General features: G+C 59.1%; 17 protein-coding genes. 12 read left to right on the top strand and 5 right to left on the bottom strand.

The window, feature by feature from the left end; translation table 11 throughout:
• Window positions 1-70: 70 nt before the first annotated feature.
• Window positions 71-217 (top strand): hypothetical protein, encoded by a 147-nt coding sequence (locus H681_RS26600; RefSeq protein WP_015474784.1) that lies wholly within the window; start codon window positions 71-73, stop codon window positions 215-217.
• Between the two features lie 55 nt (window positions 218-272).
• Window positions 273-2,204 (top strand): hypothetical protein, encoded by a 1,932-nt coding sequence (locus tag H681_RS00070; RefSeq protein ID WP_015474785.1) that lies wholly within the window; start codon window positions 273-275, stop codon window positions 2,202-2,204.
• A 30-nt stretch (window positions 2,205-2,234) separates the two neighbouring features.
• Here the strand turns inward: H681_RS00070 and H681_RS00075 are convergent, their stop codons facing one another.
• The gene (locus H681_RS00075) at window positions 2,235-3,164 is read right to left on the bottom strand and encodes a hypothetical protein (protein ID WP_015474786.1); all 930 of its coding nucleotides are present in this window, start codon (window positions 3,162-3,164) and stop codon (window positions 2,235-2,237) included.
• A gap of 194 nt (window positions 3,165-3,358) precedes the next feature.
• Here H681_RS00075 and H681_RS00080 point away from each other — a divergent pair, with 194 nt between their 5' ends.
• The 10 genes from H681_RS00080 to H681_RS25585 all read left to right on the top strand — a co-directional run bounded on the left by H681_RS00080 (window position 3,359) and on the right by H681_RS25585 (window position 13,221).
• Window positions 3,359-4,072: a TnsA endonuclease N-terminal domain-containing protein gene (locus H681_RS00080; protein WP_015474787.1), complete on the top strand. Its 714-nt coding sequence runs from the start codon at window positions 3,359-3,361 to the stop codon at window positions 4,070-4,072.
• Complete coding sequence (locus H681_RS00085) at window positions 4,065-5,999, top strand: Mu transposase C-terminal domain-containing protein (RefSeq protein WP_015474788.1); 1,935 nt, start codon at window positions 4,065-4,067, stop codon at window positions 5,997-5,999. The genes H681_RS00080 and H681_RS00085 overlap by 8 nt, the downstream gene beginning before the upstream one ends.
• Window positions 5,992-6,900 carry a TniB family NTP-binding protein gene (locus H681_RS00090; protein WP_015474789.1) on the top strand — a complete coding sequence of 303 codons (909 nt, stop codon included), beginning with the start codon at window positions 5,992-5,994 and terminating at the stop codon, window positions 6,898-6,900. Before H681_RS00085 ends, H681_RS00090 begins: the two co-directional genes overlap by 8 nt.
• Before the next feature lies 1 nt (window position 6,901).
• Window positions 6,902-8,815, top strand: coding sequence for a TniQ family protein (locus H681_RS00095; protein WP_051070414.1), 1,914 nt, complete (start codon window positions 6,902-6,904; stop codon window positions 8,813-8,815).
• A 343-nt stretch (window positions 8,816-9,158) separates the two neighbouring features.
• On the top strand, window positions 9,159-9,545 hold the full coding sequence (locus H681_RS00100; protein WP_015474791.1) for a hypothetical protein: 387 nt from the start codon (window positions 9,159-9,161) through the stop codon (window positions 9,543-9,545).
• Window positions 9,542-10,294 (top strand): metallophosphoesterase, encoded by a 753-nt coding sequence (locus H681_RS00105; protein ID WP_015474792.1) that lies wholly within the window; start codon window positions 9,542-9,544, stop codon window positions 10,292-10,294. Before H681_RS00100 ends, H681_RS00105 begins: the two co-directional genes overlap by 4 nt.
• On the top strand, window positions 10,294-10,704 hold the full coding sequence (locus tag H681_RS00110; protein WP_015474793.1) for a DUF6957 family protein: 411 nt from the start codon (window positions 10,294-10,296) through the stop codon (window positions 10,702-10,704). Before H681_RS00105 ends, H681_RS00110 begins: the two co-directional genes overlap by 1 nt.
• Window positions 10,705-10,755: 51 nt before the next feature.
• Window positions 10,756-12,069 carry a type II toxin-antitoxin system HipA family toxin gene (locus tag H681_RS00115; RefSeq protein ID WP_015474794.1) on the top strand — a complete coding sequence of 438 codons (1,314 nt, stop codon included), beginning with the start codon at window positions 10,756-10,758 and terminating at the stop codon, window positions 12,067-12,069.
• Between the two features lie 235 nt (window positions 12,070-12,304).
• Window positions 12,305-12,847 (top strand): helix-turn-helix domain-containing protein, encoded by a 543-nt coding sequence (locus H681_RS00120; RefSeq protein WP_015474795.1) that lies wholly within the window; start codon window positions 12,305-12,307, stop codon window positions 12,845-12,847.
• 101 nt (window positions 12,848-12,948) lie between these two features.
• Window positions 12,949-13,221 (top strand): CopG family ribbon-helix-helix protein, encoded by a 273-nt coding sequence (locus H681_RS25585; RefSeq protein WP_015474796.1) that lies wholly within the window; start codon window positions 12,949-12,951, stop codon window positions 13,219-13,221.
• Between the two features lie 272 nt (window positions 13,222-13,493).
• Here H681_RS25585 and H681_RS00125 read toward each other — a convergent pair whose 3' ends face one another.
• The 4 genes from H681_RS00125 to H681_RS00140 form a co-directional block, all read right to left on the bottom strand.
• Window positions 13,494-13,979 (bottom strand): PIN domain-containing protein, encoded by a 486-nt coding sequence (locus H681_RS00125; RefSeq protein ID WP_015474797.1) that lies wholly within the window; start codon window positions 13,977-13,979, stop codon window positions 13,494-13,496.
• Window positions 13,960-15,027 (bottom strand): helix-turn-helix domain-containing protein, encoded by a 1,068-nt coding sequence (locus tag H681_RS00130; RefSeq protein WP_015474798.1) that lies wholly within the window; start codon window positions 15,025-15,027, stop codon window positions 13,960-13,962. Before H681_RS00130 ends, H681_RS00125 begins: the two co-directional genes overlap by 20 nt.
• A 140-nt stretch (window positions 15,028-15,167) precedes the next feature.
• Window positions 15,168-15,719 (bottom strand): hypothetical protein, encoded by a 552-nt coding sequence (locus H681_RS00135; protein ID WP_015474799.1) that lies wholly within the window; start codon window positions 15,717-15,719, stop codon window positions 15,168-15,170.
• 65 nt (window positions 15,720-15,784) lie between these two features.
• Window positions 15,785-16,315: a hypothetical protein gene (locus tag H681_RS00140; protein WP_015474800.1), complete on the bottom strand. Its 531-nt coding sequence runs from the start codon at window positions 16,313-16,315 to the stop codon at window positions 15,785-15,787.
• Between the last annotated feature and the right edge of the window lie 107 nt (window positions 16,316-16,422).

Below are 16,422 nucleotides of genomic sequence, written 5' to 3' on the forward strand. Positions count from 1 at the left end.
GCAGAGGAAAGTCTTTTCTGCGCCCGGCGCAATTGTAGGTTGGGGACTCCAACCCCACAGGAGTTGCCCCATGAGCCATCACACCAAGCATCACGCCAATCAATCCAATCCGAACCATCCGAGCCACCAGGCGGCTCAGGACAATCGGTCGAACCAGCTGAACCCGAACAACCCTGCGTACCACAGCAGCCGGCAAGCACCGAAGCCCGGCAAATAACCAGGCATGGTAGGCCGGGGAATCCTCCTTCCCCGGTCTGACAAGGAGCGTAAAAATGGCCCGTAAAGCCGAAACCAACGGCATCGCCGATACCCTGCGTCGCCTATTTGGCCACGATGCGGATCGCAGCCTGGTCAGCAAACTCGCGGATGAACCGCCACTGCAGGCGCATCGCGTCGACCCCAAAGGGAATTCGCTGACGCTCAAGCGCTCGGATGCATGCGACAACCTGATCAAGAACCTAGTGGCGCTGGACAGCGTGTTCAACAGCCGAAGCTTCTGTGGCCGTCTCGCGAAGGGCGAGGTAGCGGACGGCGAACTACGCCGTGAAATCGCCCACGCTCAGGCACGCCTGCAACAGAAGCTGCGGGCCTATGCCTATTGGTTCGATCGCCTGGAGTCACTCGAGGCGCTGTTGCAGGATCGACCGTCGCTGGAAACCTTTGCACTGCAAGATCGCTTGCCGTTAAGCACCGCGAGCGCGGCCGAGCAGCCGGGCGCACCCTACGCCTTGCGGGCGGTGCAATTGCTCGAGAGCGTCGAAGAGCAGGGGCGCGGCGCCACTGTGGATGCCGAGCAGCTCAGTGAAAAAGCCTGGGCGTTGCATCGCTTGGGCCTACAGGCGCAGGCCCACCAAGTAGCACGCCGGGCGGTCGCGATCAATCCTCAACACTCTGAGGCCTGGATGCTCTTGGCGTTGGGGTGCCTTGAGCAAAAGCGTGGGGGGGAGCAAGCGCGCTGGAGTTATCAGCAGGCGCGTGAGTGGGCCGACCCGGGGTCGTCACATGAACAGTGGGCCGAGGAGATGCGCGATGAGGCGGAGGGGCGTATTGCCAACGCCTTGCATCAACACCGGTCGGTGATTTTTCCGGCCCTGCGCTATTGGCCGTTTAAGTTGGAGCACAAAGCGCGGCAGTATCGTCACCGCGACCAGTATGAAGTGGTTCGCAACTGGTGCATTGATTGGCTCTTCACCTTGCTGCGCCCCCACTCGGGGCCGCTCTCGTCGGACGTTGACGTACAGCGTGCCTACGCTGCCAACGGGATGGGGCCCGAATTCGTATGGAGCGAAGCCAGTCGTTGGTATCAGCGTCTGGGGGGACGTGGGGACAAAAGCCATGGACTCTCCGAGTTGGAGCTCGAGGTTGCGGCCATGCTCCATCATGAATGGGCGGATTTGGTCGGCCAGTCAATGGGCTTCTCCTTCTTTCAACGCTTGCTGCTTGACCCACAGCGCCACCTGATCGCGCTGAAGCTATTGCACATTGGCTATGTCTTGGGCTTTGGTGGGTACGAACGTCTGCGGGATCGAGTGCTGGATGATTTGCAGTACTGGAAGTCGACGGAAATCCTGCATGTCCTGAACGACAGAGCGTTGCTGCAGGTACTCACTACCCATTGCTCCACTGCTGGAATGCAGGAACTGGGCAACCGCTTTGCGCAATTGGCGGGCATCGTCGATGTGGAACAGCGGGCGCACTCATCTCGACTTCGGGGAAACCTCTGGCGACAGCGTTATCACCATGCGTTTGTTCGGGGAGAGTATGCCTGTTGCCGCGAAGTGGCTGTGGCCGCACAGCAGTACTTGATGCAGTCTCCGGATGCCCCAGCGCCTGTTGATCTCAGTTGCGAAGAAGCCCAGCAGAACGTGCTGAGCCTCAAACACTGGAAGTATCTTGAGCTGAGGGCAGCTGTGGAAATGCCACCCGGTGCAGAGAGTGCTGTGAGCTTGCTATCCGTCGATGAGCCGATCGTCTATTTCGCCGACGAGCGTAGCTATTTGATCGAAGAGTTTGGCGGGGACGAGTTCATCGACGAGTCGTTCTGGGTGGCTCCCTATGGCGACTCGATTATCAGCACTGGCCGCTGGCGCAAAGCAGTTTGTGCACTGGCGGAAGACAAGGTGCTGCAGGGCTCGGTCATTAAGCAGATTGAGGAGCTTACCGGCATGCTACGGCAGCTGGAGGACGCGGCACTTTTGGTTTAGACCTCCTCGTCGAGCAGAGCATTGGGCTTCTTAGCGCTGCAGGGCGGCGAAGTAATTCAGGTTCGCGGCCTCCCCGCTGACCAAATCGCGCCCTGCCCAGCGCAGATCCGCTGCATCGTCATCAAAAACCGCCATGGCCGCCAGTGTCTGATATGTGTCCTCACTCTGCATGCTCAATTGCCCATTCGCTGGATCAAGCATGGCGAGGTTCAGCCAATCGCCTTGGTAAGGGGCAGCTTCGACTTGGGTGATCAGGCGGGTCAGCGCTGAGATGATGGGGCTGTCCTGGGGCAGAACGAAACAGATTCGCGGCACCAGTGCTCGATGAGCCAAAGCGAGCTGAAGGTACTCCAAGCCAACCGCCATGGCGGGTTTTGCAATGCTGCCCACCCGGATGAACAGGGCCACCTGGGCAACGCCATCCTGGGTGACCAGCATATTGGGAGCCTGGTACAGGGTGGCGCCCGCCTGCTGCAGGATGCGCCCTTCGGGGTAACCAAAGAACTTTGCGCCAACGCGCGCAATGGCGTCAGCACTGCTGCGCTCATGGGCAAGGAGGAGGCGTCGGGTACTGTCGCGATTGTGCAGCACCGCCTTCTGCGGTTCTGCCTCTTGCAACTCACCCAAGAGGCTGTTGAGTTGCTCCAAAGAACACTGGTTGCGCAGGACGTCGGGGAGCAATGTCTGGGCACGAGCGGGAGATATCTGCGCAATCTTGCCCAGCATGTCGGCTTGCATATAGGTGCAACCGACCTCCTCGAGGCCAAGGTTCGGTCTCAGGTCATCTAGCGCCCGCCCGGCCTTCATCATCCGCGCAAATGTGGCGTTTTTGACACCGGCGCTTTGGGCGTGGCGCAGGAGGACGTCTGCCTGACGCTCCCCTTTGGCTAGCGCCGTAGGGAGCTCTGCAGAGGCCACTCGATACTGACTGAACCAGGCTGTGTTGGCGCGCCGTCCCACTGAGGGCTCCTTCCATCGACGCCTCATTTTGCCGGAAATTGCGGGCGAAACGTAATGGTGTTTGACGACACCCGTGGACTGCGCTATTCCTAATGACAGATATAAATTACAGCCTGTCATATAGTGCCGGTTTTCCACCGCACAACCAGCACTATATGGCAATGGCGCCATTGGACATTGTCGTTGGATGAGTCATGAAGCTTGACGCCCTTTCCCCCCTTCACAGCCGCGACGTTGCGCGGCGTACGCATCGTGGCCGCCGCGCCTTTGTCCTGTGCTCGCCGAAAAACGGTCGAGTCGAAATTCGCCTGGAGTCGCGGCTGGAGCAGTCCGTTGCGCAGGCTTTGGAGCTTGATCCCCGGGTACGCAGCTACCGCACCCAGCCCTTCACCCTGGAACTCAGTACCGGTCGATTACTCGCCGAGCGCCCCTCCCGGCGGCAGGCGCTGGAGACGTTCTATACACCGGACTTCGTCGCAGATGTGAATGGCTTGGAGGTGGTGATCGAGGTCAAGCCAGCCGCCTTTCTTGAGGAGCGTCGCGAGCAGCTTGTGCACTTGCGGTCGCGCTTTTTGGCCCTCGGTCGGCGTTTCGTGGTGATCACTGAGGCGGATCTTCCGCCGGTCTATCAGCGCAACCTCGCAGTGCTCCTACCCTTCCTGACTCAGGCGTCCAGTCATTTGGTCTCCTGGGTAGAACCGCTGACGCGGCGTGCGCCGGAGCAACTGCGTGGGTCACTGCGTGAGGTACTCGCGGGTCTATCCCCGGCCAATCATTACCTGGGAGCCGCCCTGCTGTTGGGGGTTCTGCGGGTTGACCTGTGTGAACACTGTCTGGAGCACATGGATTTTGAGGTAGAGCCGGCGCTCGGCTCGCTCGGCGTATTTGAGGTGTTGCGCTATGACTGACTCATTGGCGGTTAATCAGTACATCCAGCGCGAGGGTGCCTGGTATCGGATCTCTGCCATCAGACCGTTGTTGGGTGACATCGACTTGGAGGGCAAAGGAGGGGTGAGGCTTACCTTGCCACTGCGAGATTTCCAGAACGGGATCGCCAGCGGAGCGATTCGCCTGCAGTGCGGTGCAGTCACGCCGGCCAAACGGGTCACAACGATGAAGGAGCGTCAGGAAGCCGAATTTCGCCTGGCATTGCTGGATCTTAACGCCCAGTTAGAGAGGCTCCCGATCGACGCTCAGGAGCGCAAGTTCAGGCTCGAAGCTTTCTGCAGTCAGCAGAAGCGCAAGCTGCCCTGTGCCAAGACCTTGCTGAGGTACCGTGACGCCTTCGCCACAGCAGGATTTGAAGGACTTGTTCCGAGCTTCAGCCGTCGTGGCGGCTCGGGGTGGTCGCGTAAGCGCGCAGCGAAGGAACTTGCCGAGGAGGTCATCCTTGAAACCTTCATGCGCGATGACAAAATCAATTTGAGCGGCCTCGCTCTGATGGTGAATAACCGACTGGAAAAAGGCAGCGCTAGCCAGGGGGCGCCGGCGCAGCTGGATCGAAAAACCATCAGTCGGATGATCCAGCGGATGCCCAAGGGGCTCGTTAGGGAGGGACGACTCGATCCTCGCACGTTCGCGCTGTGGAATCGCCAGGCGGTGCGCACCTTCGAGGTGAGGCAGCCTCTCGAGCGCGTTGAACTGGATGCCAAAACCATCGATATGTACTGCCGCGATGAGGTGGGAAATCTGTACACCCAACTCACGCTGTACGCGATGGTTTGTGCCTACGCCTCCTATCCGCTGGCGATTTATGTCTGCGCTGGAAAGCCCAGCGAGTACACCCTGTTGAAACTCTTTGAGAACTTCTTTACGCCGAAAGACCAAGCGTTCAAGGATCGCTTTGGTATTCGTACGGACTTGGTGGCGCCCAGCGCGTTGTCGCTAGTGGTATTCGATAACGCAGCAGAAAACTCCTCGGATCTGGCGCTTGCGTTGCTGCGAGAGGTTGGCATCAGCTTCGAATACGCGCGTGTCGCGCGTGGCGACGACAAAGGTCACGTCGAGTCGCTGTTTGGCGTACTCGATAAGCGCCTGCTGCATAAGTTGCCGGGCGCTACCCGCAGCCAGGATGGGCGTAACCCCAGTCGCCATGCGAGGGCTAGCGCTGAGGCGTGCTACACGATTGAGCAGATCTACCGCGAGATCATGCGATTCGTCGCGGACGTTTACATCCACGAGCCCCGGGAAAAGTTGGGGTTCCGCTTTGGTGAAAAGACCTCGATTCACGAGGCCATGGACAACGCGATGCAACAGTTCGTGCCACTGCCACCACCGCCTTTGGAGACGATTCAGCGACTGATCCTGAACATCAACCGTGACGTGCGGAAGCTGCAGCACTACGGCGTGGATTTTGAGGGTTTTCAGTACCACAGCAGCGCACTGGCTGGTCTGGCCCGCAGCCGCGATATTCCGCAGCTGGAAATACTGTACAACCCGGACGACTGCTCAGCGATTTTTGCCGTGCACCCGGATGATCGCAGCTTGATGCGGCTGCCGAACAAAATGCCGGGCGTGCCTCCGGTGTCGTTTGAAATCGCCAAGTCGCTGCGCAAGCTCTACACCCGGGCGGGAGCGATGCAGGGAAGCGATTACCGACGTCTGTATGCCGAGGCGCTGGAGCGCTATACACGAGACAGCCAGGGTGGGCGTCGGAAGAAAGTTTCCGAAAACAATCGTGAGGCACGTAAGCGTGAGCAACATCAGCACACGAAGAATTTGCAGCAGCAGTTGCAAGCACATACCTCGGTTGCAGTCTTGCCGGAGGTTGGCCCCTCCCGCGGAGTAGATCAGATCGTGGTGCCGGCGCCACGACGGGAGCGCGCCAATGACTAAGTTCGATCCCCTGATTTGTCATGAACGATTCTTAAACGCTGAAACAGCGATACATGATTTGCTCCTGTGTGCTCGCCAGGGCGATCCCCAGATTCTGCCGATCGTGGGGCCGAGCCGGGTCGGCAAGTCCACACTCTTACGCAGTTTGCCCTCTGCCCCACGCGGAACCAGTCATCGCGAGGTTTTAATTGTCACCAGCCCTAAGCATTTGAGTCGGCGTGCGCTGCCCGATGCGTGTTTGGCAGCGCTGGGCCTGATGCCTGACCTGTACCGCAATCAGGTGATGGCTGATCAGGCTCTGTTGAAAGGGCTAAAGCAAGCAGGCACCAGGCTGGTGGTGTTCGACGAAACGCAGCACATGCTCGAGCGCGCCGGTTCGACCACGGCCCGCGCGGCGGGCGACTTCCTCAAGACTCTGTTCGATGAGGCTCGCTGTAGTGTGTTGCTGCTAGGCCTGCCCTCCATGTTGGCGCTATTCCAAGCTAACGAACAGCTGGCTGGTCGTTCTCGGCGGGAGATCGAGTACTACCCCTATCAATGGGACGGTGACGAGTTCCTCGCTTTCCGTGCGGCCCTGGCGGGCGCCTTGGCAGCTCTGGAGGAGTGGGGTTGGCAGACCTTTTCCAGCAACGATGTAGAGTTTGCCAGACGTATGTATCTGGCTTCGGCCGGTCGCTATGGTGTGGTGCATCGCTTGTTTCAGGAGGTAGTTGCGACGGCCCAGGGCTCGGCCAAACACGCGGACTACCCTGCGTTTGCTCAGGCATTCGACCAAGCCATCATGCAACCGGGCGAGTGCAATAACCCATTTGAGCAAAGTCTCGTCGTAGAAACTGAGCATCTCGCGCGCGCCTATGTGTCGGTGATGCCAGAAGTCTTTGCTCCACATGGAGGGTGCTGACATGCTGCCCTTCGCCCCTGAACCCTTTGCCGACGAGAGTCTCGAAAGCTACCTGCAGCGACTGGCACTTGCCCAGTTTCTTACCAGTAGCCAGCAGCTGTTACGCCCTGTAGGGCTGCGCTCCAAACGGCTATTTAGCCCCGACGAACTCAAACAGTTTGCGGAGCATTACGCCCTCAAAGCGCAGCAGCTTATTGAGATGGCCACGTTTCCTTCCGTTTCAGGAGCATTGGCGCGAGGAAAGTTCCTGCGGCTCAGAGCTGCGGTGTGCCCTCAATGCCTGGCTGAGGAGCCCTATCTCCGTCAAAGCTGGTACCACGTGTTGGTGACTGCCTGCAGACGGCACAGCGCTGCACTCCTGGAAAGTTGTCCGGGATGCCGGCAGCCGCTTAGCCACCACCGGGGGCCGCTGACTCACTGTTCGTGCGGAGTGGATCTTTCGGGGGTGCCGCAGCAGACTGCCGATGCAGGGAATCTGCTGGTATCGGCCCTCATCAGTGGTGAGGAGCAAGCAGTTCGCTCAGTGCAACAGCAACTGGGAGGCCTGCCCTGCTTACCTGAGGATATCGATGCTTTCGTGGTGTTCCTTGCCAACCTGAATCTAGCCCAGCCATGGCGTCGAGGGCGCGACATGCCTTTGGGCGAGGCTGAGACATTAAACAGGGCTGCTCATCACTTCCTGGAAGACCTCCCCGCGCGTTTCCAAGCATTTGTTCGGCGGCGGATTCAGTACGCTAATCAACGCCAAAGCGCCAAATTCATCACGGAGTTGGGCGGTTGGTATCGCCAGCTCACCCGTGATTTCGATCGACCCGAGTATGCCGCCGTCGTGCGGATTGCTGCGGAGTGTCTGGTGCTGCATGCGATCGCACCACTCAATCGGAAGATGAAGCGGATCGGCAGCGACCTGCTCGGGATGAAGTCGACCTACACCACCGCCGAAACGGCTCGCCTGTTGGGTTCGTCTCCAGATCGGATCGTCGCTTTTGTCAAAGCCGGGCGCCTTCGTGGGCAGGTGCTTCAGGGTGGAGCCGTTGAGTACTGTCTGGTCGAACGTGCGGAAGTCGAGGAGCAGCAGCGCCTGGCGGCAGAGGTGATTACTCGAAAAGACGTACAGCGAATGCTCAATGTTTCACGTCATCTGCGTGATCGCCTCATCGAGAGTGGGGTGCTGCAGTGTATTCCGGATGCGCAACGGCCGTTATTCGGTAAGGGCGAATTTTGGCGCGCCGAGGTCGAGCAGCTTTTGGCACGACTGAGTGAAGCCTGTGATGTGCATGATGGCGGCCCAACCCTGAGCCTGGCGGAGATCAGTGCACGGCAATTTCCGCGAGATCAACTCACCGAGTTGTATCGACAAATCGGCTCGGGGCAACTGAAGCCGGTGATCCGCCTGCAGGACGTCGAGGGGTTGGCATCCCTGCGTTTCGATCAGCATGACATTCTCGCCATCGTGGCGCCGGCCGAGGCGCCACGCTTCGAGCTGAGTATCACGGATCTCACCAAGTTCACCCGCTGGAAGCACGCAACGATCAGAGGCTGGATAGAGGCTGGCTGGCTGCCATGCCGACGCGAAACGCTGCGCGGACGGGAGCACATCTGGATTTCACCGGCGCACCTGGTGGAGTTTCTCTCGCGCTACGTTGTCGTCGCGGATGCGGCTGATCAGCTCAAGACCAAATCCGTCTGGTTACAGGAGTCGCTGTACAGCCGAGGACTGGTTGCCCAAGCAGGGCACCTCAATACCGAAGGTGTTCGGCGGGGGCTGCTGCTCAGCACGGCTGCATTGCTCAACGTTGCCACAGGCCGCGCGCCGGCGTGGCGGCGCTCCGTCAATGACGAGCCAGCGAGCCTTCCGGTGGCTCCTTCCTCCTCAGTCCATGATGTGGGAGCGATCTATGGTCAGGTTGATTGATCCTGCGACCGAGGCGCGGCTGCTGCGTGCCCGGCTCCATAGGTTTGGCGAGCCAGTGACGGCGTATCTAACGGACGTTCGTATCTGCGCTGGCTGCGCCCTGGGTGTCGTCTATTGGGATGTGCAGCGACGCTTTTTTAATGGTCGGTTGATCAGGACTTCGGACATCCATCGAGTGGTGCAGTCTGGACGCTATTGGCTGCTCGCCACCGAAAGTCGGAGCCAATACGTCGTCGTGTCGTTCCAGCGACCGGGCGGGCGGAAATCGCTGGAAGCGTACCTGCCGCTTCTGTGCAGAGGCATATTCCCTACGCCTCTGGCGCTGCAATAGCCGAGGTGACTCATGATCACATCAATGATAACGCTCGAGTTGACCGAAGGTGATCGCGTGGCATTGTGGTGGTTGAAGCAACAGGCCGTCGCTGTGGCCACCCTGCTTTATCCAGACAGCCCACTCGAACAGCACAGCGTGGCAGCCCTTCTCACCCAGATCAGCCGGGAGCTTCGCGCGCCCGTCAATCTCCAGCTGGTGAGCGATTGCGCTCGGGTCGAGCAGCGCCTGCTGGAGGAGCTTGGCAGGGCCGCTCTGAGTAGGGCCAATTCAGTAGAGCGCCAAGCACTCTTCGACCTCGTGTATCCCCGGATCACAGGCGACAACTATGCCCATAAGCGGTTGAGCTGCCTGTGCTCCTCCGAGGCGTGGCCAGACGACACAGGTGAGCCAGTATGAAAATCCTGTTGTTGTCCGACCTGCACAACGAGTTTGAGTGCTATCAGCCGCCTTCCGTGGACGCCGATATCGTGGTTCTCGCCGGGGATATTGATCTCGGGATCCGGGGGGTGGAATGGGCCACATCAGTCTTTACCTGCCCTGTGCTGTACGTTGCCGGCAATCATGAATTTTACCGAGGGCATCTCAAAAGAACCCTGGAAAAAATCAGGGCTGCGCGGACGGATCGAGTATGCGTGCTGGATCGGGATGTAGTGGAACTCGGCGGGGTGCGCTTTCTGGGGGCAACCGCCTGGACGGATTTTGCGGCGACCGACAATCAACCCACCGCTGCGGCCTTGGCTGGACAGTTGCTCAACGATTTCCGACAGATCCGTACCGAGAACTACCGCCCCTGTCGGCCGCTGGATTTCATCACCCAGGCCTCGCTGACGCGACTCTGGCTGCAGGAACAGTTGACGATTCCCTTCAGCGGGCCAACGGTGGTGATCACTCACCATGCCCCCTCGCTGAGATCCTTGCAGGGTAACCCGCACGCGGGTGGCCGCCTCGATGCGGCTTTCGCCAACCAATGGGATGACCTGATGGGCGATCCGATTTCGCTTTGGCTGCATGGCCACGTGCATACGGCGGTGGATTACGAGCTGCGTGGTACCCGCGTGGTATGCAATCCCCGAGGCTATCCCGGAGAGCAGACGGGTTGGTCTCCCTACAAGCTGATTCAGCTGACTGTGCCGGAGGTGTCGTGATGGACGTGAAGGAGCTGGTGGGGCAGGCCTGGGACGCGCTGTACAGCGAGGGGACGCCGATGCCCGGATGCCAATTAGCCGAGGCTGAGGCAGTGATCGAGGTGCAGCGACGTTTTCCGCGTAAGCCCTACTGCCTGGTGCGACAGTGGGCCCTGATCGATCTGGAGTGCCCTGCAGCTGCCTTGACCCTCATCGAGCGAAGTGGACGGCGCCCCACGGTGGTGTTCGCCCATTGCATTGTTTCGGATAGTGCCCATCGCGGCCCACCGGGTAATTGGATTCGTAGCACTTTTGAGGTGTCTCGGGACGATAGTGCGGGCCTCTTCGAGAGCCGCAATACCGTTTACGTGCTCTTAGGCCCCGGTACGCGCCGAACCGCTCCGCTGGGGGTGGTGATGTCCATCCATTAGGTGTTTCTGTTCCGCCCCCGTGGGACATGGCACAGTGAACTGGAGAGGCATATGTCGAACGCTGTCCGAATGACCGTCCAGGCGCACATTGGTGATGACTGGTTCGATGCGCTGACCTTGGTTTTCACGCGCCCAGAACAAGGGCGCTTTGGCCCCTGCGCGTTCTCCTATACCGACCCTTTCATCAGCCGTTTCCACAGCGAGCTGGGTACTCCATTCGCCTGCGCTGTCAGCGTACGCCATCGTCTGGATTGGACGCGTTTTCACACCGAAGGCTTCCCCGCATTCTTGTATGACCTGATGCCGTCGGGTGCCGCGCGCACAGTGCTGTGTCGTTGGCGAGCCTTGCAGGCGTTGGAACTCCCGCCAAGTCTTGATGGGCTGATGTATTGCACCCCGGCGCCGGTCGGACATCTGCGGATAAAGGAGTCCGCAGCACTTATCGCCACCGCCCCCCGATTTGCTGTGCCGCGCGAGGAAGTGATTCGGCAAAACCTTCGCCTCTTCGATCCTGGTGAAGAACATGGACTAGTCGCAGGTGGCTCACTCGGTGCTGGCGGCGAGGCGCCTAAGCTCCTCCTCGCTGAGACACGGCACGGAGAGCTATTTGCAGATGCGCTGCTACCGGATCAGTTTGCAGAAAGGCACTGGCTGGTAAAGTTTCCGCGAGGCAGTACTGCGTTGGATCGAGACATTCTGCGCAGCGAGTACCTGTACTACCGCGCTGTGGCGCAGCTGGGTTTGGACAGCATCGCGCTACATGGATTGGCCCTCGAGTCGGACACTCTTCCTAGCCTGTGGATGCCGCGCTTTGATCGAGTGCGTAGGGGGGAAGCCGTGCATCGCATGCCAATGGAGTCGATGTACTCGCTCTGCGGAAACACCCATCCAGGCTCTGCATTACGCCACGAGGCGGTGCTGACGGCATTGGTCGGACTATGGCGGGAGGCTGGACAGGCCCACCTGGTCGAAGAGCTTGTATTCGAGTATCTGCGTCGGGATCTGCTCAATCGCATCCTGGGCAACTCCGACAACCACGGACGAAACAGCGCGATCCTTCGAGACGGTCAGCTGACGCTGGCGCCGATCTACGATCTCGCTCCTATGGTGTTGGATCCCCACGGCATTAGTCGTTCCACTAAATGGGCAGCTGAGCGCAGCCACCAGCTTGTCTGGCGGGCGGTTTGTCAGGCGCTGGCGGAGTTTGCCGAGCCCGGCGCTATGTTTGATCGGCTGCGCGACGCCGCGCAGCGATTCCGAGCCTTGCCCGATCTGCTGGTCGACTTACCCCACGCAGTACGCAGTGCACCGGTCATTCCACTCAATAACCTCGATGTTCGTCTGCGTGAGTGGGGCCTGCGTTGAGGCACTGGGCAACTGGAGGGATAGCATGGAGAAGGTCAGTACAGCCACCGAGGGTCTTTGCGATGTTTGTCGGCGCAGGCTTCCTCACGATAGGAGTGGTTGTCGGCATGGGGAGTTGCTGGCGAACTGGGGTGAAGGCTCAGCGCACGTGGGGGAGCAGTACCGACTGCAACTGTGTGAAAGCTGCTTTTTCTATGCTCTAGCGACGCTTCGCAGTCTCCGTCGGACAGCAAGCATGTTTGACGATGAGGTATTGCCTGATGCGTTGTCTTTTGGCCGAGTGCATCCGGGGCAAGCAACTGATGATGACGTCAGGCAGATCATAATGAGGGCTGAATTTGCCGCGCGGCTCATTTCTCTGGGGCGGACAAGGGCAATGCCTGCCTTGCTTGAGCGGGCGTGTGAGCACTGGCTCTGCGTTGAGCCTTTGCTGAGGGCACCGGCAAGTGAGGAGGCGTACCTAACGGCAGTGGGGATGCTGTATCAACTATTGGACATCGTGGGCGATAACGAGCAGCACCCTTTACAGGGGCTTCTGGCGTTAATAAGCGACAAAATCGCGGCCTACGATGCCGAGCACTTTCCCGTGTCATCGTGTAGCCCTGCCCAAGTGCTGCAGTATCTGATGACGGAGCGTGGCCTTGGCCTCGACGACCTGCCCGAAGTAGCCAACTCAGCTGGTATTGCCGATTTGCTCGGTGGTAGAAAGCGATTTACTCGGAAACAGATCCGCGCGCTATCAGGGCGCTTCGGTGTACCCAGCACAGTGTTTCGTTGAAACCAACATGGGAATGGATGGCAATCTGCATTTTGCCACTGCTGAGCCATACCCCCCTGTGAACGGCCGGCCAGAGTTTTAATGACGTAGGAGTACACGCTATGGCAAGACCTACTGAAACGCAGGTCGTCAAATGTTGCGTGCCGGTGTCGTTGGCGGAAAAGCTGGAGCGATTGTCTTCTCGCTCAGGACGTTCACTGGACTGGATTTTCCAGCAAGCCTTAGCCGCTTGGGCCGACCAGGAAGAAGAGCGCAGCAGCATGACGCAAGTAGACCTGGTTGAGGTCGAACTCGGTCGCGTGATTGATCACGATACAGTAGAAGCCTGGGCGGATAGTCTGAGCAGTGAAACACCTTTGCGAGAGTCGCGTTAAAGAGCCATAAGGTGTTGGGTGAAGGTTAGCGACATAGCTCTCATTAGCGAATCTATGCCCTTGGTTCGCTTTAGAGCTTTTGTTGTCTCGGCGCGTAAGCGGTGTCGCATCGCAGTACAAAGCGGTTGATATGGGATGGCTAGGGCGGCGAGGCGAGCCAACTCTGAGGCCAGAATGGCGGCTTTATAATCGCTCTATAATTGCCTATAAAAGTCCTGTAACTACCGTTCTAGAGCGCTTTTTCGCTTTGTTCTCGGCGAACAGCTTGCTGGCTACGGCTCGAATGAGTCCAGCCGACGGAGTGCCTGCTCCCATGGAAGGCGACGGGCGTTGTCTCGCATGCGCTGATAGCTATCTCGGGCTGCGACGACGGTGATGATCTGATGGCGAATCAATTCTTCCACTACCCAGATAGTGCCTCTGACCTCAATGGCTTCTTGCTCGGCCGTTTGCCGCAGTGCCTGATCACCGGAGAGCAGAGGGCAGCCCTCCTGGCGCGCCAAGGCAAGTGCAAAACAATCATTACGGCTGGGGCCGCTTACGCGTGCTGTCAGCGCCAGGGCATATAGCATTGACTCTGAAGTGAGCTCATCCAGCCGCAGCCCTCTTTCCAAGAGGTGGGCGTGCTGGGCTTCCAGCTCTTCGGTAAACAGAATGTCGGGAACGCTGAATTGGTAAGGGAGGCGGAACAGCTGATCCAGTAGCTGCCCCTCCTCCAGATCGATCAGGATGTTGGCATCACTGATGAGCAACCGCATCCAGCAACTCCAGTTTACGCGCCTGATGGAACTGGAATACCGGAACCCCAAGCAGCTCGGCGGCCTTGGACTCGCCGACAATGCCCTCGCCTAAGGCCCGGTAAACCAGCTGCTGGAAGAGCAGGGTGCTTTCCTGGCGGTACGCGTTGCCAGGCTCGCGTTTGCGCCACCCTTGTTTGCCGAAGACGATGAATAGGCGCTCACGCGTCGATGGGGGAATGATCTCCAGATCGGCAGCACGGTATAGGCAGCCCTGCATGCTGATGCCGTACTCCTGCTTCAGCAAATACAGCTCTTGCATCTCCAGCATGTGCCGCTTCAGACCCAACTGTTGGCGCATTGCACTCGCCGGCAGGAGAAGCGCCGAGGCAAAGCGATTGCAGGCTTTTTCTTCATCCAGGTGGCCGGCCAAGCGGCCATGTAACAGTAGGTGACCCAGTTCATGGGCCAGGGTGAATCGCTGGCGATCGCCAGGCCAGTTGGCCGAAATCACGATGACGGGTTTTCCCGCGACGCTGGCTTGCAGGCCATCGAACTTCGCCTGCACGTCCACCTGGGTAATGATCACCAGGATGCCGTGCGACTCCAGGACATCAATCAGATCGGGGATGGGGTTGAGTCCCAACTCCCACGCGGCGCGCAGCCGATCAGCTTGCTCATCGACGTGCTCCAGGCTTTCGATCTGATCGGGCAGCCACGCGGGCACGGCAAATTGATCCACGGGAAATTCCGGCCATAGGTTGGCCAGTTCCTGCCAGCGTTCGGCCTGATCAAGCACGTCAGCTTCAATCTGCTTGAGGAGACTTTGTGGGGTGCTGGAGCGCTTACGGTACTCCACCCCTTGCAGCTCCACCTTCACTGGGCGGAAGAAGTACTCGACTCGCACCGACAAAGCTTTGCTCAGACGAATAAGAACGCCGGAGCTGGGCATGCTTTCATCGTGTTCGTACTTCTTGATCATGTTGGCGCTGACGCCAACTTGCTGCCCTAAGGCCAGCATCGACAGACCGGAGGCGGCACGTGCGCGCTTGAGGCGTTCGCCAATCATCCTGTCCTCCTGCTGGTTTATAAAATCTATATTGAGCTAGAAATTGTAAACCGCAAGTGCTGGTTCGTCGAGTGAGCGGCGGCCCCTAGAACCCTATCGTCGCCTCTCCTGGATCGTTGAGAGGCAGAATACCGACTGGATCAGTGTGCGCCTTGGCGACCAAACATCGGCTGCTGCTGGCGCCAAAGGCCGTCCTCGATCGCCTGAATAAGGGATGTCGGCGTATCCGCGGCAAACCGCCAGGCTTGAAGCTCCAGGGAGCCGTCCACTGCTGCCGGGAGCCAGTGACAGAGCTGCAAGGCGTAGGTACGGGCATAACCGTAGCCAAAATGCTGCTTGATCCTCTCGAGCAGTTTTTGCGAGCTCCCCACATAGAGGATCGCCGAAGGCGCCTGTTGACGTGCGTAGGCGCGATTGGCCTGGCCATTGTTTTTGGCATCAGCAAAGGCGGCATGCAGTGTCGGTACCAATCCAGGATCGGCAACCGCGAGTTGATACAGGTAGGCTGTTGCCGATTTCCCTTGGCCGGCCCACTGGCTCAGGGACTGCAGGGCTTGCTCGGGATAGCCTTGGTGGATCGCTGCCAGCGGCACACGGATCTGATGGTGCGCGATAACGTTGGCCTTACGCACAGCATTAGCCTGGGCCTGCAGGTCGTCAGCGATCCGCTTCAACACGCGTTCATCGAACATCAAGCGCCTCCTGGGTGGCGGATGGGGGGAGCGTGAATAAATGGTGAGTGAGCAACCGTGTCGAGTTACGAGCGCGCTCGTTTGGCCGGCGCATGCTGTTCAAGGAAAGCCTTGGCTTTGGTCTGATCGATTTCCAGGGCCTTGACGCTGCGGGTAAACGACAAGTCCGGGTAGAGCTTGCTGCAGCGGCTAAATACCCCGGTGGCCACGAGAGCGTCGACCACTTCGGTGGTTACCTGCATGGTGTTGCGATAGCTGGGGGACTGCAGAAACCGGTCACGCACCAGCGGATCCAAAGTGCAGGTCTGTTGCGCCGCAGGGAAGCGATCGAACACTTGGGCGCGGGAGTTGATCGCCATGTGTTCGTCCAAGTCACCGTCCCTAATGCCGGTGAGCCAGAACTCAATCAGTTGCACGACGTCCAGCTTGGCGTCGGAGCCGCCGTGGGGCAGGCTGACATAGCGCCCATCTGCCGAGAGCAGCGTCGCGCTGGCCGGCATACCGCCTTGCCCGTTGAGCAGTTGGCGGTACTGGTCAATCGGCAGTACGGCAAACATCGGGGTGCCATCGGCGTCGTGAATGTACTGTACGGTCATGGATGAGCTCCTTTGTTTTCCTTAATTTATCTTTATTTTAAAATAAATCAAGAAAATTTTAGGAGTCGAACCGTCCTTCGCATAACCCGTGATCGGTGAAATGCCGG

This window comes from Pseudomonas sp. ATCC 13867 (assembly GCF_000349845.1).
In the GTDB taxonomy this organism is placed as follows: domain Bacteria; phylum Pseudomonadota; class Gammaproteobacteria; order Pseudomonadales; family Pseudomonadaceae; genus Pseudomonas.